This window comes from Xylophilus sp. ASV27 (assembly GCF_016428875.1).
Taxonomy (GTDB): domain Bacteria; phylum Pseudomonadota; class Gammaproteobacteria; order Burkholderiales; family Burkholderiaceae_C; genus Xylophilus.
In genome coordinates this window covers 12,678-33,195 of record NZ_JAELTO010000044.1, presented here as the reverse complement: position 1 = coordinate 33,195, position 20,518 = coordinate 12,678, and the positions used below count along the sequence as shown (strand labels likewise).

The window sequence follows — 20,518 nt, the reverse complement described above, 5'->3', positions numbered from 1 at the left end:
CCTCGGTGAAGCTCGGGCTGCAGGCCAAGCGCAAGCGCGCTGGCTGGAGCCTGCCCTATCTGGAGCACCTCATGGGCATGGGAGCGGCTCTGGGGATGGGGGGCTCTGGTTAGATGCGATTGCCCTGTGGAAGAGGTGGAGTTGCTATAAATAAAATAGCATTTAGCCAAGGTGGGATATGGGCTGGAAGCATTTTTTCTTCATAAATCCTGCCTCGCGCGCCGTTTGCGTCCCCGGGGGCGCGCAGGCGGGACAATCCCGCTCTTTCCGTAACGGGGCCGTCAAGCCATGGAACTGCGCCAACTGCGTTACTTAGGCCACCTGCCGGCCATGCTCAACGCGCGCCAGCTGGATCTGGCCGTGCTGTTCGACACCCAGCGTGCAGCCTGTCCGACGACGAGCTGTCTCCCGCCGCGCTGGCCGCGCGCATGGTGCTGGCCGACTGCGCACGCGCGCTGGTCGGCGCCGGGCGCTGGGCCGGCGCCGCGCTGCTGCCGGCAGAGGCTTGAGCGTCCGGGAGCCTTGCTCTCCGATGCTCAAGCCGTCATCCGGCCGAAGCGGCCGCTTCTGAAGTCGGCCATGGCCTGGCGGATCTCGGCCTCGCTGTTCATGACGAACGGGCCGTGGCCGACCACGGGCTCGTCGATGGGCTCGCCCGACAGCCACAGCACGGTCGCGTCGCTGTCGGCCTCGATCGCCACGCCGCTGCCGGCGCGGTCCAGATGCACCAGTTGCCCTTCGCGTGCAACGGTCGAGCCGTTGACCCGCACCGTGCCATGCAGCACCACCAGCGCCAGCGTATGGCCGTCCTGCGCGTCGAAGCGGCCGACGCCGCCCTGGCCGATGCGCAGGTCCCACACGTCCATCGGCGTGAAGGTGCGCGCCGGGCCGCGGCGCCCGTCGTACTCGCCCGCGATCACCCGCACCCGGCCCGCGCCCGCGGGCAGGTCCACCGAGGGGATGTCCGCATCGAGCAGGGTCTGGTAGCCCGGCTCGGCCATCTTGTCCCTGGCGGGCAGGTTGACCCAGAGCTGCACCATCTCGAGGGTGCCGCCGCGCTCGGTGAAGGCGCGCGAGTGGAACTCCTCGTGCAGGATGCCGCCGCCGGCGGTCATCCACTGCACATCGCCCGGGCCGATCAGGCCGCCGGCGCCGGTGGAGTCCCTGTGTTGCAGCTCGCCCTGGTAGACGATGGTCACGGTCTCGAAGCCGCGGTGCGGGTGCTGGCCGACGCCGCGCGGGCGCGCGGCCGGCGCGAACGGCGTCGGCGCCGCGTGGTCGAGCAGCAGGAACGGGCTCAGGTGCTTGCCCAGGCCGTCGTAGCCGAACAGCGAGCGCACCGGGAAGCCATCGCCCACCCAGTGCGGATGGGGGGCGCTGTAGACACCGAGGACTTTCTTCATGCCGATCTCCTTGCGTCGCCGAGACAAAGGTCTTGGCCGGTGGATAGAGAATATGAGCGGAACGATGGTTGCGGTAGTCAGTGGCATATGCCATCAGAGTCCTGCCAAAAGAACGATGAAGGGGTGGGCGATGAAAGACCTGAACGACCTCTACTACTACGTGCAGGTGGTGGACCACGGCGGCTTCGCGCCGGCCGGCCGTGCGCTGGGCGTGCCCAAATCCAAGCTGAGCCGGCGCATCGCCCTGCTCGAAGAGCGCCTGGGCACGCGCCTGATCCAGCGCTCCACGCGCCGCTTCGCCGTCACCGAAACCGGCCAAACCTACTACGGCCACTGCAAGGCGATGCTGGTGGAGGCCGAGGCCGCCGACGAGGCCGTCGCGCTGACGCAGGCGGAGCCGCGCGGCATCGTGCGCATGACCTGCCCGGCGGCGCTGCTCGATGCGCGCGTGGCCGACATGGTGGCGGCCTTCATGGTCGCGCATCCGCGCGTGGAAATTCACCTGGAGGAAACCAGCCGCCGCGTGGACGTGGTGGGCGAAGGCATTGACGTGGCCATCCGCGTGCGGCCGCCGCCGATCGAGGACAGCGACCTGGTGATGCGCGTGCTGGCCGAGCGCGGGCAATGCCTGGTGGCCTGCCCCGCTCTGCTGGCGAGCGGCATCCCCCGGGTGCCCGCCGACCTGGCGGGCCTGCCGAGCATGGACCTGGGCCTGCCGCAGCACGAGCATGTGTGGAACCTGATCGGCCCTGGCGGCGCGCAGGCCGCCGTCCGCCACCAGCCGCGCCTGGTCACGCGCGGCATGCTGGCGCTGCGGGCGGCGGCCATCGCCGGCGTGGGCGTCGTGCAACTGCCCTCGATGATGGTGCGCGGGCAGATCGAGCGCGGCGAACTGGTCCATGTGCTCCCGGGCTGGGCGCCGCGGCGCGAGATCATCCACGCAGTGTTCGCCTCGCGGCGCGGGTTGCTGCCGGCCGTCAGGGCGCTGGTGGATTTTCTCGCGCAGCGGTTCCAGGCGCTCGATGAAGATTGAGCCGACGGCGGCGGCGCGCTGCCGCGCCCTCTCCCGGCGCGCACCGGCGTCAATTCTGAATAAAAAGCGCCCGTAGCTCAGGTAATTCCTGGGTTTGTAGCTATTGATTTGATAGTAAATGCGCGGCGTGGGGTTTCGATGCCGGCGCGCCGCCCGGCGGCGGCCATCACGATTGCTGATGGCCCGTTGCGCGGCTGCTGCTGTCGCGCCGGTCCCGCGCCTTCTACAGTGGGCAGCGCCATGTCTGCGTCCACCAGAACCGTGCACCGGACCGCCTCCTCGCCCACGCCGCGCGTCCCACCCTGGCCGGCTTGCCGATGCGGGAGGAGGACGCCATGACGCCCGACGTCCTGGTCATCGGCGGCGGCAATGCCGCGCTGTGCGCCGCCCTGATGGCGCGCGAGGCCGGCGCCACGGTGCTGCTGCTCAAGGCCGCGCCGCGCGCCTGGCGCGGCGGCAACTCGCAGCACACCGGCAACCTGCGCTGCATGCACGATGCGCCGCTTGTGGCGGGAAGTCTCGCCGGCCCGCGACGACCCGGCCGGCGCCGCCCGCGTGCGCGGCGCCGCCGCGACCGAGGCCGCGCAGGATGCGCTGCGGCTGAAATACCTCGACGGCGGCCATGGCGAGGACTGCAACAACGCCGACGACTGCTTCACGCTCTGGCCCGACGACTGCTTCACGCTCTGGCGCCGGCGCTTCCACCACGGCACATTCTGCGGCTTCATGCTGTGCTTCGCCTCGACCGGCGTGGCCACGCTCTACCACTACCTGCTGGGCCTGCAGGCCCCCTTATGCGCTGCCCAGCCTGCCGGTGCTGCTGGGCACGGCCGGCGGCATCGGCCTGGTGATCGGCCCGGCGGGCCTGCTGTGGCTCAACCTGCGGCGCGATCCGCAGCATGGCGACGCGGCGCAGAAGCCCATGGACTGCTGCCGCTGGTGAGCCTGAGCGGCCTCGCCTCGCTGGCGCTGCGCGACACGCGCTTCATGGCGCTGTGGCTGGCGACCCACCTGGGCACGGTGATGGCCCTGTTCCTCACGCTGCCCCACGGCAAGTTCGCCCACGGCATCTTCCGCTCGGCCGCGCTGCTCAAGTACGCGATGGAGAAGCGCCTGCCCGACCTCATGCGCAGTGAGTCCGACAAGTGAGGCGAGGTGGCGCGCGAGCGCAAGATCACCGCGAGTTGACCCTTACAGAACGAAGGTGGCTCCCATGATCCGCTGCGCCACGGCTGGTGTCCTGCTGATACCCCCATGCGGGCCACCGATCGGCAGTGGGCTGCCACGCGATCTGGCGGGCCAGACGGCGGTGATCGTCGGCTGGGACGTGGCGTGCGACGGGTGGTGGAGGCACCCGCGCTCATCGACGCGCTGGGCCGCGGCCCAGCGCTGGCGCGTGTCTCGACCTGGCCTGGCCAAGTGACATGAATGACGACACCCCGGATGATGAAACGCGCCGTGTGAGACGCGCGCAGCCTTGCCAGGGCACCCGTGGAACTGGCTTTGCCAGGCCACTGGGTGCGCCCCCTTGAGGGGGGAGCGCCGCAGGCGCTTCGGGGGTGTTCCACATCAAGCGCCCGCCAACACCGATGCATCGGTGTACACGATGTCAAGCGGGTAGCGCTTGCCCGCGAGGTAGTCTTCCAGGCAGCGCAGCAGCAGCGGGCTGCGGTGGCGATCCGGGCAGGCGCGGATCTCGTCGGCCGTCATCCACAAGGTGCGCACGATGCCGTCGTCCAGCGTGCGCCAGGCGTGGTGCGTGCCGACCTCGCCGGCAAACGCGAAGCGCAGGTAGGTGACGTCGTCGCCCGTGTCGCTGCGCTGGAAGCGCGAGATGTAGACGCCCACCAGCGCCGTCGGCGTGAAGTCGTAGGCGGACTCCTCCAGCGCCTCGCGCGTGCAGCCCTGCACCGGGGTCTCGCCCGGGTCCAGGTGGCCGGCCGGGTTGTTGAGCTTGAGGCCTTCGGATGTCTGCTCTTCCACCAGCAGGAAGCGGCCGTCCCGCTCGATCACCGCCGCTACGGTGACGCTGGGCTTCCATCGCGTCGTCACGGGTTTGTTCATGGGGCGGCATTATGGCAACGCTGAACAAGTCCGCGTGGTGGCGCGCGCCCTGGTGTGGGATGGGATGCAAGGCGCAAACCGCAGCCATAGCCGCAGCTATGGCGAGGTTTTCGCGTGCCATGGGCGGCGCGGCAGTGGCCGGCGGCTGGCACGGCGATCCGCGGGTTTGCGGCAGGCGGGCCCTACGGTTACATCCGGTAAGCTCCTCCCTCGCGCTGACTTTTCTTCCATTGCCGAGGAGAGACCCCATGCAGATAGGAGTACCCGCCGAAACCATGGCGGGTGAAACCCGAGTAGCTGTCACTCCGGAGACGGCGAAGAAGCTCGTTGCGCAGGGCCATGTGCTGCGGGTGCAGTCCGGTGCCGGCGTTGCCGCCAGCGTGACCGACGCGGCCTACGTTGCCGCCGGCGCCGAGATCACCGACCAGGCCGGCGCCCTGGGCTGCGAGCTGGTGCTCAAGGTGCGCAGCCCGCAGCCCGCCGAGCTGGCCCTGATGCACCCGGGCGCCGCGCTGCTCGGCATGCTCGATCCGTTCGACAAGGAGGGCCTGCAGCGCCTGGCCAGTGCAGGGCTGACGGCCTTCGCGCTGGAGGCCGCGCCGCGCACCACGCGCGCGCAGAGCATGGACGTGCTCTCGTCCCAGGCCAACATCGCCGGCTACAAGGCGGTGATGATCGCGGCCGACAGGTACCAGCGCTTCTTCCCCATGCTCATGACCGCCGCCGGCACGGTGAAGGCCGCGCGCGTGGTGGTGCTGGGCGTGGGCGTGGCGGGGCTGCAGGCGATCGCCACGGCCAAGCGCCTGGGCGCGGTCATCGAGGCCTCGGACGTGCGGCCTTCCGTGAAGGAGCAGGTCGAGTCGCTTGGCGCCAAGTTTATCGAGGTGTCCTACGACACCGACGAAGAGAAGGAGGCCGCCGTCGGTGTCGGCGGCTACGCCAGGCCCATGCCGGCCAGCTGGCTGGCGCGCCAGCAGGTCGAGGTGGCCAAGCGCGTGGCGCTGGCCGACGTCGTCATCAGCACGGCACTGATCCCGGGCCGCGCCGCGCCCACGCTGGTCACCGAGGACATGGTCAAGGCCATGAAGCCGGGCTCGGTCATCGTCGACATCGCCGCCGGCAAGGGCCCTGGGGGCGTGGGCGGCAACTGCCCGCTGACCGAAGCCGGCAAGACCGTGGTCAGGCATGGCGTGACCCTGGTGGGCGAGACCAACCTGCCGGCGCTGGTGGCGGCCGACGCCTCGGCGCTGTACGCGCGCAACATCCTGGATTTCCTCAAGCTCGTGCTCCCCAAGGAGGGCGGGCTGAAGGTCGACCTGGACGACGACATCGTGGCCGCCTGCCTCGTGGCGCAGGGCGGCGAAGTCAAACGCAGCTGAAGCGCAAGAGGACCGCCATGGAAATCTCCCACACCCTCACCAACCTGATCATCTTCGTGCTGGCGATCTACGTCGGCTACCACGTGGTCTGGACCGTCACGCCCGCGCTGCACACGCCGCTGATGGCGGTGACCAATGCCATCTCGGCCATCGTCATCGTCGGCGCCATGCTGGCCGCCGCGCTCACCACCACGCCGCTGGGCAAGACCATGGGCGTGCTGGCCGTGGCGCTGGCCGCGGTCAACGTCTTCGGCGGCTTCCTGGTCACCCGGCGCATGCTGGAGATGTTCCGCAAGAAGGACAAGAAGGCCGCACCGAAGGCTGATGAGGGAGCCGCCAAGTGAGCATGAACCTCGTCACGCTGCTGTACCTCGTGGCCAGCGTCTGCTTCATCCAGGCCTTGAAGGGCCTCTCCCATCCCACCACCTCGATCCGTGGCAACGTCTTCGGCATGACCGGCATGGCGATCGCCGTGCTGACCACGGCGGCGCTGATCGTCACGCTCGCCGGCAGCGCGCTCGGCCTGGGCTGGGTGCTGCTGGGCCTGCTGGTCGGCGGCACGGCCGGCGCGGTGATGGCGCAGCGCGTGGAGATGACCAAGATGCCCGAACTGGTCGCCTTCATGCACAGCATGATCGGCCTGGCGGCGGTGTTCATCGCCGTGGCGGCGGTGGCCGAGCCCTGGGCCTTCGGCATCGTGCCGTCGCCGGAGCCCGCCGTGCTGGGCGCGCCGACGGCCGCCGGCATGGTGATCCTCGAAGGGCTGGCGCGCCTGCCCATCCCGGCGGGCAACCGGCTCGAACTGTTCCTGGGCGCGGCCATCGGCGCCATCACCTTCAGCGGCTCGGTCATCGCCTTCGGCAAGCTCTCGGGCAAGTACAAGTTCCGCCTGTTCCAGGGCGCGCCGGTGCAGTTCAAGGGCCAGCACATGCTCAACCTGGTGCTGGGCCTGCTCACCGTCGCGCTGGGCCTGCTGTTCGTCGCCACCGAGAGCTGGGCGGCCTTCTTCGCCATGCTGGCGCTGGCCTTCGTGATGGGCGTGCTGATCATCATCCCGATCGGCGGCGCCGACATGCCGGTGGTGGTGAGCATGCTCAACAGCTACTCGGGCTGGGCGGCGGCGGGCATCGGCTTTTCCCTGAACAACAGCATGCTGATCATTGCCGGCTCGCTGGTGGGCAGCTCGGGCGCGATCCTGAGCTACATCATGTGCAAGGCCATGAACCGCTCGTTCTTCAACGTGATCCTGGGCGGCTTCGGCGGCGAGGCCGCGGCGGCGGCCTCCGGCGGCGGCGAGCAGCGCCCGGTCAAGAGCGGCAGCGCCGACGATGCCGCCTTCGTGCTGTCCAACGCCGAGACGGTGGTGATCGTGCCCGGCTACGGCCTGGCCGTGGCGCGCGCCCAGCACGCGGTGAAGGAGCTGGCGGCCAAGCTCACCGAGAAGGGCGTCACCGTCAAGTACGCCATCCACCCGGTGGCCGGGCGCATGCCCGGGCACATGAACGTGCTGCTGGCCGAGGCCGAGGTGCCCTACGACCAGGTGTTCGAGATGGAGGACATCAACAGCGAGTTCGGCCAGGCGGACGTGGCCATCATCCTCGGCGCCAACGACGTGGTGAACCCGGCCGCCCACACCAAGGGCAGCCCGATCTACGGTATGCCCATCCTCGAAGCCTACAAGGCCAAGACGGTGATCGTGAACAAGCGCTCCATGGCCGCGGGCTACGCCGGCCTGGACAACGAGCTGTTCTACATGGACAAGACCATGATGGTCTTCGGCGACGCCAAGAAGGTGGTCGAGGACATGACCAAAGCCATCGAGTGAGCGCCTGCGCCCGCGGGCGCACTGCTGCAAAAAGCATTTTCGAACGGTCGTGCTTTCTGCCACAATCATCCGGTTGAGGAGACGCAGCACCCATGGAAAAGACTTGGCTATCGCAGTATCCGGCGGGCGTGCCGGCGGAGATCGACCCCGGGCAGTACCGCTCGCTGGTGGACCTGATGGAGGAGAGCTTCGGCCGCTATGCCGAACGCACCGCCTACAGCTTCATGGGGCGCGACCTCAGCTATGCCGAGACCGACGGCGCCAGCCGCAGGTTCGCGGCCTACCTGCAGGGCCTGGGCCTGGTCAAGGGGGACCGCGTCGCCATCATGATGCCCAACGTGCCGCAGTACCCGGCGGCCGTGGCCGCCGTCCTGCGCGCGGGGCTCGTGGTGGTGAACGTGAATCCGCTGTACACGCCGCGCGAGCTTGAGCACCAGCTGAAGGACTCCGGCGCCAAGGCCATCGTCATCATCGAGAACTTCGCGCACACGCTCGAACAGTGCATCGCCGCCACGCCGGTCAAGCACATCGTGCTGTGCGCCATGGGCGACCGGCTCGGCCTGCTCAAGGGCGCCATCGTCAACTACGTGGTGCGCAACGTAAAGAAGCTGGTGCCGCCCTACCGGCTGCCCGGCGCGGTGCGCTTCAACGACACCCTCGCGCAGGGCGCGCGCGGCAGCTTCAAGCCGCCCGCCATCGGCCCCGACGACGTCGCCCTGCTGCAGTACACCGGCGGCACCACGGGCGTGAGCAAGGGCGCGACGCTGCTGCATCGCAACATCATCGCCAACGTGCTGCAGTCGGAGGCCTGGAACCTGCCGGCCATGGGCAAGGTGCCCGCCGGCGAGCAGCCCACCGCCATCTGCGCGCTGCCGCTCTATCACATCTTCGCCTTCACGGTGAACATGATGCTGAGCCTGCGCACTGGCGGCAAGACGGTGCTGATCCCCAATCCGCGCGACCTCGCGGCCACGCTCGCCGAGCTGTCCCGGCATCGCTTCCACAGCTTCCCGGCGGTCAATACGCTGTTCAACGGGTTGGCCCACCACCCCGACTTCGACAAGGTGGACTGGAGCCACCTCAAGATTTCGGTCGGCGGCGGCATGGCGGTGCAGGCGGCCGTTGCCGAGCTGTGGCTCAAGAAGACCGGCTGTCCCATCTGCGAGGGCTATGGCCTGTCGGAGACCTCGCCCTCGGTCAGCTGCAACCCGACCAACAGCACCGCCTTCACCGGCACCATCGGCCTGCCGCTGCCCTCCACCGAGATCAAGCTGCTGGACGACGAGGGCAACGAAGTGCCGGTGGGCGAGCGCGGTGAAGTGGCCATCCGCGGCCCGCAGGTGATGGCCGGCTACTGGCAGCGCCCGGACGAAACCGCCAAGGTCATGACGGCCGACGGCTTCCTGCGCTCCGGCGACATCGGCGTGGTCGACGAGCGCGGCTACTTCCGCATCGTCGACCGCAAGAAGGACATGATCCTGGTCAGCGGCTTCAACGTCTACCCGAACGAGGTCGAGGACGTGGTCGCCGGCATGCCGGGCGTGCTCGAATGCGCGGCCGTCGGCGTGCCGGACGACAAGACCGGCGAGACCGTCAAGCTGGTGATCGTCAGGAGCGACCCAGCCCTCACCGAAGCCCAGGTGCTCGATTACTGCCGCGCCAACCTGACCGGCTACAAGCGGCCGCATGTGGTCGAGTTCCGCACCGAACTACCCAAGACCCCGGTCGGCAAGATCCTGCGGCGCGAGCTGCGGGACAAGAAGTAATTGCTACTAAATATATAGCAATAAGCCCGGGTGCAGCCTGGGCTTCGGGTCTTTTTCCTTGCGATTTTCGCCCGGGCCGCGCTACCCGAGCCAGCCGCGCCGGCGGAAGTACCACATTGGCACCACCGCGCTGGCCACCATCAGCCCCAGCACATACGGGTAGCCCCAGGCCCAGTCCAGCTCCGGCATGAACTTGAAGTTCATGCCGTAGATGCTCGCGATCAGCGTGGGCGGCAGCAGCGCCACGCTGGCCACCGAGAAGATCTTGATGATCTTGTTCTGGTTGATGTTGATGAAGCCGACCGTGGCGTCCATCAGGAAGTTGATCTTGTCGAACAGGAAGGCGGTGTGGTTGTCCAGCGACTCGATGTCGCGCAGGATCTGGCGCGCCTCCTCGAACTGCTCGGCGTTGAGCATGCGGCTGCGCATCATGAAGCTCACCGCGCGGCGCGTGTCCATCACGTTGCGGCGGATGCGGCCGTTCAGGTCCTCCTGCCGTGCGATGGCGCTCAGCACCTCGCTGGCCAGCGCATCGGTCACGTCGCCCGACAGCACCATGGTGCTGGACTTCTCCAGTTCGTCGTAGATGTCCTCCAGCGTATCGGCGGAGTACTCGGCATCCGCGTCGAACAGCTTGAGCAGCACGTCCTTGGCATCCTCGATCAGCCCGGGGGCGCGGCGCGCGCGCATGCGCAGCAGGCGAAAGGTCGGCACGTCCTCGTCGTGGATGCTGAACAGCACGCCGCGGCTGCGGTTGCCGCTGTTGTGCTGGTTCAGGATGAAGGCCACGCGGACCGAGCGCGGCTCGACGTCATCGGCGATCAGGAAGTCGCTGCGCACATGCAGGTCGCCGTTGTCCTCCTCGTAGAAGCGCGCCGACTCCTCGATGTCCTCGCCCGTGGCGTTCTCCGGAATGGACAGCGCGTAGTGCTGCTTGATCCAGCGCTTTTCCTCCGGCGTGGGCGCCTCCAGATCGACCCAGATCGGCTGGAATCGGGTCAGTTCTTCGAGGGATTCGATCTCTTCCTGGACCAGGCGACCGTTGACGAGCGAGAAGATGTTGAGCATGGAGCATTCCCGTGGGAGTGGGGCATCGGCAAGCGGAGAGGGGCTGGCTTTCAGCACCCGGTGCACGATGCGCCGCGGGCCTGAAAGCTACCGACTGGGGGAGGGCTCCAGGGCGCTCTTCCAAAAAAATGATAGCGCGAAATTATCGCACCGCACCATGCCAGGCTGTGCGGCGCAGGCTTCCCAACCGCGCGCAAGCGTGGCGCCGCGATGGCCCTCCATGGGGCTGGGGTTTTGCGCGCTGCTGCGCACTTTTACATCCCGTTCCGGTCGGAAAATATCAATGGAATCAAAGGGTTGCGAGCCAAACCGGCGACATGCACGGCGGGCCCGATTGCATTCGCCGCAGGGCCGGCGCATAGTGAACCCAAGCCGAAAAAAACATGCGTTCGCGCTGCCCCGCAACGGGGCGGTATTTCCAACCGGAGCTTTTCCAGGAGGTTATTCATGAACTTGACGATCAGCGGCCATCACCTCGATGTCACCCCTGCGCTGCACAACTACGTCACGGCCAAGATGGACCGGATCACACGCCACTTCGACCAAGTGGTCGACGTGCGGGTCCTGCTCACGGTCGAGAAGCAGAAGGAGAAACAGCGCCGTCAGCGCGCCGAGTGCAACATCAACGTCAAAGGCAACACCATGTTCGCGGAGTGCGCGCATGCCGATCTTTACGCTGCGGTGGATGAACTGTTCGACAAGCTCGACCGCCAGGTCGTCCGCCACAAGGACCGCCTGCAGGACCACCACCACGAGCCCTCCAAGCGCCTGATGTAGAGCGCTTGCCGGGGCCGGCCGGACTGTTGCGCGTACGCGCCAGCCGCCGTGGCCCCTGGGGGTGGATTGTTGCATCGCAAGGTGCATAATCCGCCCTCACCACTATGAACCGTCTAGCCTCCATTCTGCCGGCCGCTCAGGTGCTCGTGAGCGTCGATGCCACCAGCAAGAAGCGTGCATTCGAAGAGGCCGGACTGCTGTTCGAAGAACTGCATGGCCTGAGCCGTGCGCTCATCACCGACAGCCTCTTCGCCCGCGAACGGCTCGGGTCCACCGGACTGGGGCATGGCGTGGCCATCCCGCATGGCCGCATCAAGGGGCTCAAGGCTCCCATGGCGGCCGTCTTCCAACTGGCGCAGCCGATTGGTTTCGATGCGCCGGACGAGCGCCCTGTCGCCCTGCTGATCTTCCTGCTCGTACCCGAGGCCGCCACCCAGAAGCACCTGGAGATCCTCTCGGAGATCGCCGAGTTGCTCAGCGACGCCCCCCTGCGCGAGAAGATCAAGACCTGCACCGACGCCGGCGTCCTGCACGCCACCATTGCCGGCTGGCAATCCACCCAGCCGGCCTAGCGGCCCGCACCTGCGTGAAGCCCACCGTCGTCAGTGCCGACGCGCTGTTCGAGGAGTTCCGCTCCTCGCTGCGCTGGGAGTGGGTAGCAGGACTGGGCGCGTCCGAGCGCAGCTTCGAGGCCGTGGCCGTCACCGCCGCGCGCTCCGGGGCCGACTTGGTGGGCTACCTCAACTACATCCATCCCTACCGGGTGCAGATACTGGGCGAGCGCGAGGTCGCCTACCTCACCAATGCCACGCCCGAGGACTGTGCGCGGCGCATTGCCCGCATCGTCACGCTGGAGCCGCCGGTGCTGATCCTGACCGACGGCCAGACCGCGCCGGACGCGCTGGTGTCCATGTGCGAGCGGGCGCAGATTCCGATGTTCACGACGCACGAGTCCGCGGCCTTCGTCATCGACGTGCTGCGTGCCTACCTGTCCAAGCACTTCGCCGACCGGGTCACCATGCACGGTGTGTTCATGGACATCCTGGGCCTGGGCGTGATGATCACGGGCGAATCGGGCCTGGGCAAAAGCGAGCTCGGGCTGGAGCTGATCTCCCGCGGCAACGGCCTGGTGGCAGACGACGCGGTGGACCTGTTCCGCATCAACCAGGCCACCATCGAGGGTCGCTGCCCCGAACTGCTGCAGAACCTGCTGGAGGTGCGCGGCATCGGCCTGCTGGACATCCGCGCGATCTTTGGCGAGACGGCGGTGCGCCGCAAGATGCGGCTCAAGCTGATCGTGCACCTGGTGCGGCGCGAGACCATGGAGCGCGAGTACGAGCGGCTGCCGCACGAGCCGCTGACCCAGGACGTGCTGGGCGTGCCGGTGCGCAAGGCCGTGATCCAGGTGGTGGCCGGCCGCAACATCGCCGTGCTGGTCGAGGCCGCGGTGCGCAACACCATCCTGCAGCTGCGCGGCATCGACACCTACCAGGAATTCGTGGAGCGCCACCAGCGCGCCATGGAGCGCGGCGGCGACTCCTAGCCCGCCAGCCGGTCTTCTAGCCCTTCGCCGGCTTGATGCAGTCGGCGCACAGGCCGTACAGCGCCATCGCGTGGTCCTGCATCTGCCAGCCCATGGCCTTGGCCACGGCGAGCTGGCGCTTCTCGATCTCGGCGTCGTAGAACTCCTCGACCTTGCCGCAACTGGTGCAGACGAAGTGGTCGTGGTGCGAGCCCTCGTTGAGTTCGTACACCGCCTTGCCGCTCTCGAAATGGCGGCGGCTCAGGATGCCGGCCTGCTCGAACTGGGTCAGCACCCGGTAGACCGTGGCCAGGCCGATGTCGGAGCGCTCCTCCAGCAGCACCCGGAACACGTCCTCGGCCGTCATGTGGCGCTGCTTGCCCTTCTGGAAGATCTCCAGAATCTTCAGGCGCGGCAAGGTGGCCTTCAGACCGGTGCTCTTGAGGTCTTCGATGTTGTTGGGCATGGGCTGGATTCTCCGGGGCTGCCGCTGCGGGTGAGCGGGGCGGCGGCAGAAAGGCCTGCCGCTACAATCGGCCGATCATATCGCCAGCGTTCCTTCCCATGCCCGAACTCCTCCGCAGCGGCGCCCTGGCCGGCGCCGTCGTCGCCCTGTGCGCCCTGCTGCCGGCCTGTGGCTCGGTCGATGGTGCCAGCAACCGCATTGCCAGCATGGTGACACCCTACAAGATCGAGATCGTGCAGGGCAACTTCGTTTCCAAGGAACAGGTGGCGGCATTGCAGAAGGGCATGAGCCGCCTGCAGGTGCGCGAGGTGCTGGGCACGCCGCTGCTGACCAGCATCTTCCATGCGAACCGCTGGGACTACGTCTTCACCATCAAGCGCCCCAACGTCGAGCCGCAGGCGCGCCGCCTGACCGTGTTCTTCAAGGACGACCTGCTCGACCACTTCGAAGGCGACGAGATGCCGAGCGAGGCCGAGTTCGTCGCCAAGCTCGATACCCGCAACCGGGCCAGCGGCAAGGTGCCGGTGCTGGAGGCGACGCAGGAGCAGCTCAGCCGCTTCCCCGCCAGTCCCGTGCCGCCGCCCGAAGCGGCCACGTCCCAGGCCGCCGAGCCGGCGCTGCCCAAGAGCTATCCCCCGCTCGAAGGCCCCGCCAGCGGGCGCTGACGGCCTGGTGCCGCGGCGGCACATGTGTTCCTTATTTTCCTGATGCCATCCGCATGAGCGATACGTCTTCCTCTTCCGCCGCCCGGCACCGCGTGGCCATCGCCGGCGCCTCCGGCCGCATGGGCCGCATGCTGATCGAGGCGGTGCGCGCCTCCGACGACTGCGTGCTGGCCGGCGCGCTGGACATCGCCGCCAGCCCGGCCATCGGCTCGGATGCGTCCGCCTTCCTGGGCGTCGCCAGCGGCGTGCCGATCACCGCGGACCCTTCCAGCGGCGTGGCCGGCGCGCAGACCCTGATCGATTTCACGCGTCCGGAGGGCACCATGGCCCACCTCGCGGCCTGCCGCGAGCGCGGCGTGGCCCTGGTCATCGGCACCACGGGCTTCACGGCGGCCCAGAAGGCGGACATCGAATCCGCCGCGCGCGACATCCCCATCGTCATGGCGCCCAACATGAGCGTGGGCGTGAACGTCACGCTCAAGCTGCTGGAGATGGCCGCCAAGGCGCTGTCCACCGGCTATGACATCGAGATCGTCGAGGCCCACCACCGGCACAAGGTGGACGCGCCCTCGGGCACGGCGCTGAAGATGGGCGAGGTCATAGCCGCGGCGCTTGGCCGCTCGCTCGACGAGTGCGCGGTCTATGCGCGCGAGGGCGTCACCGGCGAGCGCGATCCCTCCAGCATCGGCTTTGCCACCATCCGCGGCGGCGACATCGTGGGCGACCACACCGTGCTGTTCGCCGGCACCGGCGAGCGCATCGAGATCGCGCACAAGTCCTCCAGCCGCGCCGGCTATGCCCAGGGCAGCCTGCGCGCGGTGCGCTTCCTCGCGGGCAGGAAGCCCGGGCTCTACGACATGTTCGACGTTCTGGGCCTGAACGCCTGAACGCTGCGATGAACGCGGCGCGCTTCCTGGTCGAAGGGGATGCGGTTTCGCGCAGCGTCGCGCTCGGACTGCTGCTGCTGTCGGTGGCGAGCTGGGTGGTGATCGCCTGGAAGCTCTGGCTGCTGCAGCGCGCCGTGGCCGACGTGGCGCGCGGCACCGCCGCCTTCTGGCAGGCGCGGTCGCTGGCGGACGCGCGGCATGCCGTGGCGGCCTTCGACCGGCATGCGCTGGTCACGCCCTTCCTGGCCGCCCTGGCGCCGCTGCCGGCCACAGCCGGGCTGGCGGGCGCGGGCGACCGTGCGCAACGGCGCACCCGGGTGCTGCGCGATGCCCTGCATGCGGTCCTGGGCCGCTTGCAGTTCGGCCAGGTGCTGCTGGCCACGGTGGGTGCGATTGCGCCGTTCGTCGGCCTGCTGGGCACGGTCTGGGGCATTCACCATGCGCTGGTCGATATCGCCGGCGCCGGCCAGATCACCATCGAGCGCATCGCCGGCCCGGTGGGCGAGGCGCTGGTGATGACGGCTGCAGGCCTGGCCGTGGCCATTCCCGCGGTGCTGGCCTACAACCTGTTTGGCCGCCGCATCACGCGCATCGAAGCCGCACTGGAAGGCTTCGCGCAGGACCTGCGCGACCTGCCGGAGCTGCCGCAGGGCTGAGCCGGCCGCTGCACCATGGCCTTCGGACGTCTCGACCGCGGCGCCACCAGCGCGCCCCTGAGCGACATCAACGTCACGCCGCTGGTGGACGTGATGCTGGTGCTGGTGGTGATCTTCCTGCTCACCGCGCCGCTGCTGGCCAGCAGCATCCGCCTGGACCTGCCCCGGGCCGCCTCCGCCGCGCCGGTGAGCCGGCCGGCGTCCCTGGCGGTGGTGGTGGACAAGTCCGGCCAGGTGTTCCTGGACGACAAGCCGGTGGGTGTGGAGGCGGTGGCCGCGCGCTTCGCCGATGCCGCACGCGCCGATCCGGCCACCGAACTGCAGTTGCGCGCCGACGCCGGCGTGCCCTACGGCCGCGTGGTCGAGGTGCTGGGGCTGGCGCAGAAGGCCGGGCTCACGCGCATCGGCTTCATGGCCGACCCCGCCGTTGCGGCACCCACCGGGCGGAAACCCTAAAATCGCGGCGTCACGCCGCCGTCTGCGGCTCGTGCCGAGCGCCGCGCAGCGGGCGCCGGCGAACCCATCGTTTCCATGCAAGACAAATACCAACACACCGAGATCGAGCGCGCCGCGCAGGCTGCCTGGACCGCCCGCGACGCCTACCGCGTGACCGAGGAGGCGGGCAAGCCGAAGTACTACGCCTGCTCGATGCTGCCCTACCCGAGCGGCAAGCTGCACATGGGCCACGTGCGCAACTACACCATCAACGACATGCTGACCCGCAGCCTGCGCATGAAGGGCTACAACGTCCTGATGCCCATGGGCTGGGACGCCTTCGGCCTGCCGGCCGAGAACGCGGCGCTGAAGAACGGCGTGCCGCCGGCGCAGTGGACCTACGACAACATCGCCTACATGAAGAAGCAGATGCAGGCGATGGGGCTGGCCATCGACTGGTCGCGCGAAGTCGCCACCTGCGATCCGAGCTACTACAAGTGGAACCAGTGGCTGTTCCTGAAGATGCTGGAGAAGGGCATTGCCTACCGCAAGACGCAGGTCGTCAACTGGGATCCGGTGGACCAGACCGTGCTGGCCAACGAGCAGGTGATCGACGGCAAGGGCTGGCGCACCGGCGCGGTGGTGGAGAAGCGCGAGATTCCGGGCTACTACCTGAAGATCACCGACTACGCCGAAGAACTGCTGGAGCATGTCCAGACCCGGCTGCCCGGCTGGCCCGAGCGGGTGCGCCTGATGCAGGAGAACTGGATCGGCAAGAGCGAGGGCGTGCGCTTTGCCTTCCCGCACGACGTTCGCGGCGACGACGGCGCGCTGATCGGCGACGGGCGGCTGTACGTCTTCACGACCCGCGCCGACACCATCATGGGCGTGACCTTCTGCGCCGTCGCGCCCGAGCATCCGCTGGCGCTGCATGCGGCTAGAACCAATCCGGCCGTGGCCGCCTTCATCGACCAATGCAAGTCCGGCGGCACCACCGAGGCCGAGCTGGCCACGCAGGAGAAGAAGGGCGTGCGCACCGGCCTCACCGTCACGCACCCGTTCACCGACGAGCAGGTCGAGGTCTGGGTCGGCAACTACGTGCTGATGTCCTATGGCGACGGCGCCGTCATGGGCGTGCCCGCGCACGACGAGCGCGACTTCGCCTTTGCGCTGCAGTACGGCATCGAGATCAGGCAGGTGGTGCTGGTCGATGGCGAGCACTTCGACTACCACCGCTGGCAGGACTGGTACGCCGACAAGCAGCGCGGCGTCACCATCAATTCCGACAGCTTCAGCGGCCTGCCCTACCAGGAGGCGGTCGATGCCGTCGCCCACGCGCTGCAGGCCAAGGGCCTGGGCGAGAAGAAGACCACCTGGCGCCTGCGCGACTGGGGCGTGAGCCGCCAGCGCTACTGGGGCACGCCGATCCCCATCATCCACTGCGAGGACTGCGGCGCGGTGCCGGTGCCCGAGCAGGATCTGCCGGTGGTGCTGCCGCAGGACTGCATCCCGGACGGCTCGGGCAACCCGCTGCTCAGGCACGAGGGCTTCCACGCAGGCGTCGTCTGCCCGCACTGCGGCAAGCCGGCGCGGCGCGAGACCGACACCATGGACACCTTCGTGGACTCGTCCTGGTACTTCATGCGCTACTGCGACCCGAAGAACGAGCAGGCCATGGTCGCCGAAGGCGCGCAGTACTGGATGCCGATGGACCAGTACATCGGCGGCATCGAACACGCCATCCTGCACCTGCTCTACGCGCGTTTCTGGACCAAGGTCATGCGCGACCTGGGCCTGGTGAAGGTCGACGAGCCCTTCACCAAGCTGCTGACGCAGGGCATGGTGCTCAACCACATCTACTCGCGCCGCACCGAGAAGGGCGGCAAGGAGTACTTCTGGCCGCAGGACGTGGAGCACGTGCTGGACGAGGCCGGCAAGATCATCGGCGCCAGGCTGGTCCGTGCGGTCGGCGCATTGCCGGCGGGCACGCCGATCGACTACGAGGGCGTGGGCACCATGTCCAAGTCCAAGAACAACGGCGTCGATCCGCAGGACCTGATCGAGAAGTACGGCGCCGACACCGCGCGGCTCTACACCATGTTCACCGCGCCGCCCGAGGCCACGCTGGAGTGGAACGACGCCGCGGTCGAGGGCAGCTACCGCTTCCTGCGCCGCGTCTGGAACTTCGGCGTCAGGCTGTCTGCTATGGATTCTGTAGCGATAAGCCAAGGCGTGGCCGGGGCTAGAACGCTGAAAGATGTGGAATTCGGCAAGGAGGCCAAGGCCCTGCGCCTGGAGATCCACACCGTGCTCAGGCAGGTCGACTACGACTACCAGCGCATGCAGTACAACACCGTCGTCTCCGGCGCGATGAAGCTGCTCAACGCGCTGGAGAGCTTCAAGGCCGGCGGCACCCCGGGCGCCGAAGTGGCGCTGATCGAAGGCTTCGGCATCCTGCTGCGCGTGCTCTACCCGGCCACGCCGCACCTCACGCACGCGCTCTGGTCGCAGCTCGGCTACGCGGGCGTGCTGGGCGACCTGCTCGATGCCGCCTGGCCCGTGGTCGACGAGTCGGCCCTGCAGCAGGACGAGATCGAGCTGATGCTGCAGGTCAACGGCAAGCTGCGCGGCGCGATCCGCGTGCCGGCCGGCGCCGCCAGGGAGGCGATCGAGCAGGCCGCCCTGGCCAGCGAGGACTTCCGCAAGCACGCCGCCGGTGCCGCCAACCCCAAGAAGATCGTGGTGGTGCCCGGCCGCCTGGTCAACATCGTGATCTGACCGGAGCCGCAGCATGCAGCGACGCGCCTTCGCCTCCTCTCTTGTGGCCCTTGCCTCGGCGGGGGGGCTGGCCGGCTGCGGCTTCCATCTGCGGCAGGCGCCCAGCTTCGCCTTCTCCAGCATCTACCTGGCGAGCAACTCCGCCTTCGGCATCGAACTGCGGCGCAACCTCGAAGCCGGCGGCAAGATCGCCGTGATCCGCGACCCGGCCCAGCGCGACACCGCGCAGGTCATCCTGGACGTGCTGCAGGACCAGCGCGAGCGCATCGTGCTGGGCTACAACTCGGCCGGCCAGGTGCGCGAGTTCCAGCTGCGCTTCCGGGTGCGCTTTCGCCTGCGCACGCCGGACGACCGCGAACTGCTGCCCCCCACCGAGATCCTCCTGCAGCAGGACCAGAGCTACGACGAAACCCTGGCCCTGGCCAAGGAGGCCGAGGCGCAGTTGATCTACCGCAATCTGCAGACCGACGTGGTGCAGCAGATCATGCGGCGCCTGGCCGCTGTAAAAGCGATATGACCCCCAGGCTTCGCGCTTCGCGTCTTCGCCAACCCCCTTGCACGGGGCAACACCAGCGGCCCGGCGGAGCCGGTTCCGCGGTGTTCCTGGCATTGGGCCGCGCATCATGCAACGCCATGGCGGGGCACTGACATGCAACTGGCCCCGGCCCAGCTCGCCGCCCATCTGCAGAAGGGGCTGCGCCCGCTCTACGTGCTGCACGGCGACGAGCCGCTGCTGCAGCAGGAGGCGGCCGATGCCATCCGCGCCGCCGCGCGCGCGCTCGGCCCGGCCGAGCGCAGCGTCTACACCGTGGCCGGCGCGCACTTCGACTGGAGCGAGGTGCTGGCCGCGGGCGGCTCGCTCTCGCTGTTCGCCGAGCGGCAGATCGTCGAGATCCGCATCCCCTCCGGCAAGCCGGGCAAGGACGGCGGCGCCGCGCTGCAGCAGCTCGCCGCGGGCGTTGCCGCGCAGGAAGGCACGGTCACCCTGGTCCTGCTGCCGCGCTTGGACAAGGCCACGCGCACCGGCGCCTGGTTCATGGCGCTGGAGAACGCCGGCGTCACGCTGCAGATCGATCCGGTGGAACGCGGCGCGCTGCCGCAGTGGATCGCCCAGCGCCTGCAGCGCCAGGGCCAGCAGGTGGCGCCCGGCGAGCAAGGCCAGCGCACGCTGCAGTTCTTTGCCGACCGGGTCGAAGGCAACCTGCTCGCCGCGCACCAGGAAATCCAGAAGCTCGCGCTGCTGTACCCCGCGCAGCCCGGCACGCCCCGCGTGCTGACGCAGGAGCAGATCGAAGCGGCCGTGGCCCACGTGGCGCGCTACGACGTGTTCAAGCTGTCCGAGGCGGTGCTGGGCGGCCAGGCGGAGCGGGTGCAGCGCATGCTCGACGGCCTGCAGGCCGAAGGCGAGGCCGAGGTGCTGGTGCACTACACCCTGGCCGAGGACATCCGCGCCCTCAAGCGCGTCAAGGACGCCATGGCCGCCGGCCGGCCGCTGCCGATGGCGCTGCGCGAGCAGCGCGTCTGGGGCCCGCGCGAACGCCTGTTCGAGCGCGTGCTGCCCCGGCTCGACGCGCGCACCCTGGCCCGCCTGCTGCAGGCCGCGCACCAGGTCGACGGCATCGTCAAGGGCCTGCCGCAGGACGGCTGGCCGCGCAACGGCTGGCAGGCGCTGCACCGGCTGGCCCAGGGCCTGTGCCGCGCCTGCTCCGGGACGCCGGCGCGCGCACCGGCCTGATGCTATTTATTTGATAGCTAATGACCCAGGTGCTACCTGGGCTACAGGCACTTTTCGCT

At 68.6% G+C, this 20,518-nt stretch carries 19 protein-coding genes and 3 pseudogenes; 18 read left to right on the top strand and 4 right to left on the bottom strand.

The features are described 5' to 3' along the window. Positions 1-380: 380 nt before the first annotated feature. Positions 381-509: pseudogene (locus JHD63_RS23985) on the top strand (LysR family transcriptional regulator); the annotation flags it as partial. Between the two features lie 27 nt (positions 510-536). Here the strand turns inward: JHD63_RS23985 and JHD63_RS11265 are convergent. Beyond that, positions 537-1,403, bottom strand: a complete 867-nt coding sequence (locus JHD63_RS11265; RefSeq protein ID WP_198970844.1) for a pirin family protein — start codon at positions 1,401-1,403, stop codon at positions 537-539. A 130-nt stretch (positions 1,404-1,533) separates the two neighbouring features. Here JHD63_RS11265 and JHD63_RS11260 point away from each other — a divergent pair, with 130 nt between their 5' ends. The 3 genes and pseudogenes from JHD63_RS11260 to tcuB all read left to right on the top strand — a co-directional run. Next, positions 1,534-2,436 carry a LysR family transcriptional regulator gene (locus tag JHD63_RS11260; protein WP_198970843.1) on the top strand — a complete coding sequence of 301 codons (903 nt, stop codon included), beginning with the start codon at positions 1,534-1,536 and terminating at the stop codon, positions 2,434-2,436. Positions 2,437-2,771: 335 nt separating this feature from the next. Continuing rightward, positions 2,772-2,939 (top strand): annotated as a pseudogene (locus tag JHD63_RS11255) (FAD-dependent oxidoreductase); the annotation flags it as partial. After that, a pseudogene (gene tcuB, locus JHD63_RS11250) lies at positions 2,938-3,585 on the top strand (tricarballylate utilization protein TcuB); the annotation flags it as partial. The pseudogenes JHD63_RS11255 and tcuB, both read left to right, overlap by 2 nt. A gap of 420 nt (positions 3,586-4,005) precedes the next feature. Here the strand turns inward: tcuB and JHD63_RS11245 are convergent. Then, complete coding sequence (locus JHD63_RS11245) at positions 4,006-4,500, bottom strand: NUDIX hydrolase (RefSeq protein WP_233167967.1); 495 nt, start codon at positions 4,498-4,500, stop codon at positions 4,006-4,008. A 248-nt stretch (positions 4,501-4,748) separates the two neighbouring features. Here JHD63_RS11245 and JHD63_RS11240 point away from each other — a divergent pair, with 248 nt between their 5' ends. From JHD63_RS11240 to JHD63_RS11225, 4 genes are all read left to right on the top strand, one after another. Next, on the top strand, positions 4,749-5,879 hold the full coding sequence (locus JHD63_RS11240) for a Re/Si-specific NAD(P)(+) transhydrogenase subunit alpha (RefSeq protein ID WP_198970842.1): 1,131 nt from the start codon (positions 4,749-4,751) through the stop codon (positions 5,877-5,879). Between the two features lie 17 nt (positions 5,880-5,896). Then, positions 5,897-6,223 carry an NAD(P) transhydrogenase subunit alpha gene (locus JHD63_RS11235; RefSeq protein ID WP_198970841.1) on the top strand — a complete coding sequence of 109 codons (327 nt, stop codon included), beginning with the start codon at positions 5,897-5,899 and terminating at the stop codon, positions 6,221-6,223. Then, positions 6,220-7,704, top strand: a complete 1,485-nt coding sequence (locus JHD63_RS11230; protein ID WP_198970840.1) for an NAD(P)(+) transhydrogenase (Re/Si-specific) subunit beta — start codon at positions 6,220-6,222, stop codon at positions 7,702-7,704. The genes JHD63_RS11235 and JHD63_RS11230 overlap by 4 nt, the downstream gene beginning before the upstream one ends. Positions 7,705-7,796: 92 nt before the next feature. After that, positions 7,797-9,470 (top strand): long-chain-fatty-acid--CoA ligase, encoded by a 1,674-nt coding sequence (locus JHD63_RS11225; protein ID WP_198970839.1) that lies wholly within the window; start codon positions 7,797-7,799, stop codon positions 9,468-9,470. A gap of 81 nt (positions 9,471-9,551) precedes the next feature. Here JHD63_RS11225 and corA read toward each other — a convergent pair whose 3' ends face one another. Next, the gene (gene corA, locus JHD63_RS11220; RefSeq protein ID WP_198970838.1) at positions 9,552-10,538 is read right to left on the bottom strand and encodes a magnesium/cobalt transporter CorA; all 987 of its coding nucleotides are present in this window, start codon (positions 10,536-10,538) and stop codon (positions 9,552-9,554) included. 447 nt (positions 10,539-10,985) lie between these two features. Between corA and hpf the strand changes: the two genes are divergently transcribed. The 3 genes from hpf to hprK all read left to right on the top strand — a co-directional run bounded on the left by hpf (position 10,986) and on the right by hprK (position 12,858). Next, complete coding sequence (hpf, locus tag JHD63_RS11215; RefSeq protein WP_198970837.1) at positions 10,986-11,315, top strand: ribosome hibernation-promoting factor, HPF/YfiA family; 330 nt, start codon at positions 10,986-10,988, stop codon at positions 11,313-11,315. A 104-nt stretch (positions 11,316-11,419) separates the two neighbouring features. Then, positions 11,420-11,887, top strand: coding sequence for a PTS sugar transporter subunit IIA (locus JHD63_RS11210; RefSeq protein ID WP_198970836.1), 468 nt, complete (start codon positions 11,420-11,422; stop codon positions 11,885-11,887). A gap of 14 nt (positions 11,888-11,901) precedes the next feature. Further along, the gene (gene hprK, locus JHD63_RS11205) at positions 11,902-12,858 is read left to right on the top strand and encodes an HPr(Ser) kinase/phosphatase (protein WP_198970835.1); all 957 of its coding nucleotides are present in this window, start codon (positions 11,902-11,904) and stop codon (positions 12,856-12,858) included. A gap of 16 nt (positions 12,859-12,874) precedes the next feature. On the opposite strand, the gene fur is transcribed toward hprK, so the two are convergent. Next, positions 12,875-13,303 (bottom strand): ferric iron uptake transcriptional regulator, encoded by a 429-nt coding sequence (fur, locus tag JHD63_RS11200; protein ID WP_198970834.1) that lies wholly within the window; start codon positions 13,301-13,303, stop codon positions 12,875-12,877. Between the two features lie 98 nt (positions 13,304-13,401). On the opposite strand from fur, the gene JHD63_RS11195 reads away from it, so the two are divergent. The 7 genes from JHD63_RS11195 (at position 13,402) to holA (ending at position 20,459) form a co-directional block, all read left to right on the top strand. Then, entirely contained in the window at positions 13,402-13,968 is a 567-nt protein-coding gene (locus tag JHD63_RS11195) for an outer membrane protein assembly factor BamE (protein ID WP_198970833.1), read from the top strand. A 53-nt stretch (positions 13,969-14,021) separates the two neighbouring features. Next, positions 14,022-14,855 (top strand): 4-hydroxy-tetrahydrodipicolinate reductase, encoded by an 834-nt coding sequence (gene dapB / locus JHD63_RS11190; RefSeq protein WP_198970832.1) that lies wholly within the window; start codon positions 14,022-14,024, stop codon positions 14,853-14,855. Between the two features lie 8 nt (positions 14,856-14,863). Further along, complete coding sequence (locus JHD63_RS11185; protein WP_198970831.1) at positions 14,864-15,511, top strand: MotA/TolQ/ExbB proton channel family protein; 648 nt, start codon at positions 14,864-14,866, stop codon at positions 15,509-15,511. A 15-nt stretch (positions 15,512-15,526) separates the two neighbouring features. Continuing rightward, complete coding sequence (locus JHD63_RS11180; RefSeq protein WP_198970830.1) at positions 15,527-15,967, top strand: ExbD/TolR family protein; 441 nt, start codon at positions 15,527-15,529, stop codon at positions 15,965-15,967. Between the two features lie 75 nt (positions 15,968-16,042). Further along, positions 16,043-18,724: a leucine--tRNA ligase gene (gene leuS / locus JHD63_RS11175; protein ID WP_198970829.1), complete on the top strand. Its 2,682-nt coding sequence runs from the start codon at positions 16,043-16,045 to the stop codon at positions 18,722-18,724. Positions 18,725-18,737: 13 nt separating this feature from the next. Beyond that, on the top strand, positions 18,738-19,241 hold the full coding sequence (locus JHD63_RS11170; RefSeq protein WP_198970828.1) for an LPS-assembly lipoprotein LptE: 504 nt from the start codon (positions 18,738-18,740) through the stop codon (positions 19,239-19,241). Positions 19,242-19,373: 132 nt separating this feature from the next. Then, on the top strand, positions 19,374-20,459 hold the full coding sequence (gene holA, locus JHD63_RS11165; RefSeq protein WP_198970827.1) for a DNA polymerase III subunit delta: 1,086 nt from the start codon (positions 19,374-19,376) through the stop codon (positions 20,457-20,459). The last annotated feature ends 59 nt before the right edge of the window (positions 20,460-20,518 follow it).

Coding starts and splice junctions, on each gene's coding strand:
- dapB (WP_198970832.1), top strand. CDS start 14,022: ATGAGCGATACGTCTTCCTCTTCCGCCGCCCGGCACCGCGTGGCCATC.
- JHD63_RS11170 (WP_198970828.1), top strand. CDS start 18,738: ATGCAGCGACGCGCCTTCGCCTCCTCTCTTGTGGCCCTTGCCTCGGCG.
- JHD63_RS11195 (WP_198970833.1), top strand. CDS start 13,402: ATGCCCGAACTCCTCCGCAGCGGCGCCCTGGCCGGCGCCGTCGTCGCC.
- JHD63_RS11260 (WP_198970843.1), top strand. CDS start 1,534: ATGAAAGACCTGAACGACCTCTACTACTACGTGCAGGTGGTGGACCAC.
- JHD63_RS11210 (WP_198970836.1), top strand. CDS start 11,420: ATGAACCGTCTAGCCTCCATTCTGCCGGCCGCTCAGGTGCTCGTGAGC.
- JHD63_RS11225 (WP_198970839.1), top strand. CDS start 7,797: ATGGAAAAGACTTGGCTATCGCAGTATCCGGCGGGCGTGCCGGCGGAG.
- JHD63_RS11240 (WP_198970842.1), top strand. CDS start 4,749: ATGCAGATAGGAGTACCCGCCGAAACCATGGCGGGTGAAACCCGAGTA.
- holA (WP_198970827.1), top strand. CDS start 19,374: ATGCAACTGGCCCCGGCCCAGCTCGCCGCCCATCTGCAGAAGGGGCTG.
- JHD63_RS11235 (WP_198970841.1), top strand. CDS start 5,897: ATGGAAATCTCCCACACCCTCACCAACCTGATCATCTTCGTGCTGGCG.
- hpf (WP_198970837.1), top strand. CDS start 10,986: ATGAACTTGACGATCAGCGGCCATCACCTCGATGTCACCCCTGCGCTG.
- corA (WP_198970838.1), bottom strand. CDS start 10,538: ATGCTCAACATCTTCTCGCTCGTCAACGGTCGCCTGGTCCAGGAAGAG.
- JHD63_RS11180 (WP_198970830.1), top strand. CDS start 15,527: ATGGCCTTCGGACGTCTCGACCGCGGCGCCACCAGCGCGCCCCTGAGC.
- leuS (WP_198970829.1), top strand. CDS start 16,043: ATGCAAGACAAATACCAACACACCGAGATCGAGCGCGCCGCGCAGGCT.
- fur (WP_198970834.1), bottom strand. CDS start 13,303: ATGCCCAACAACATCGAAGACCTCAAGAGCACCGGTCTGAAGGCCACC.
- JHD63_RS11265 (WP_198970844.1), bottom strand. CDS start 1,403: ATGAAGAAAGTCCTCGGTGTCTACAGCGCCCCCCATCCGCACTGGGTG.
- JHD63_RS11245 (WP_233167967.1), bottom strand. CDS start 4,500: ATGAACAAACCCGTGACGACGCGATGGAAGCCCAGCGTCACCGTAGCG.
- JHD63_RS11185 (WP_198970831.1), top strand. CDS start 14,864: ATGAACGCGGCGCGCTTCCTGGTCGAAGGGGATGCGGTTTCGCGCAGC.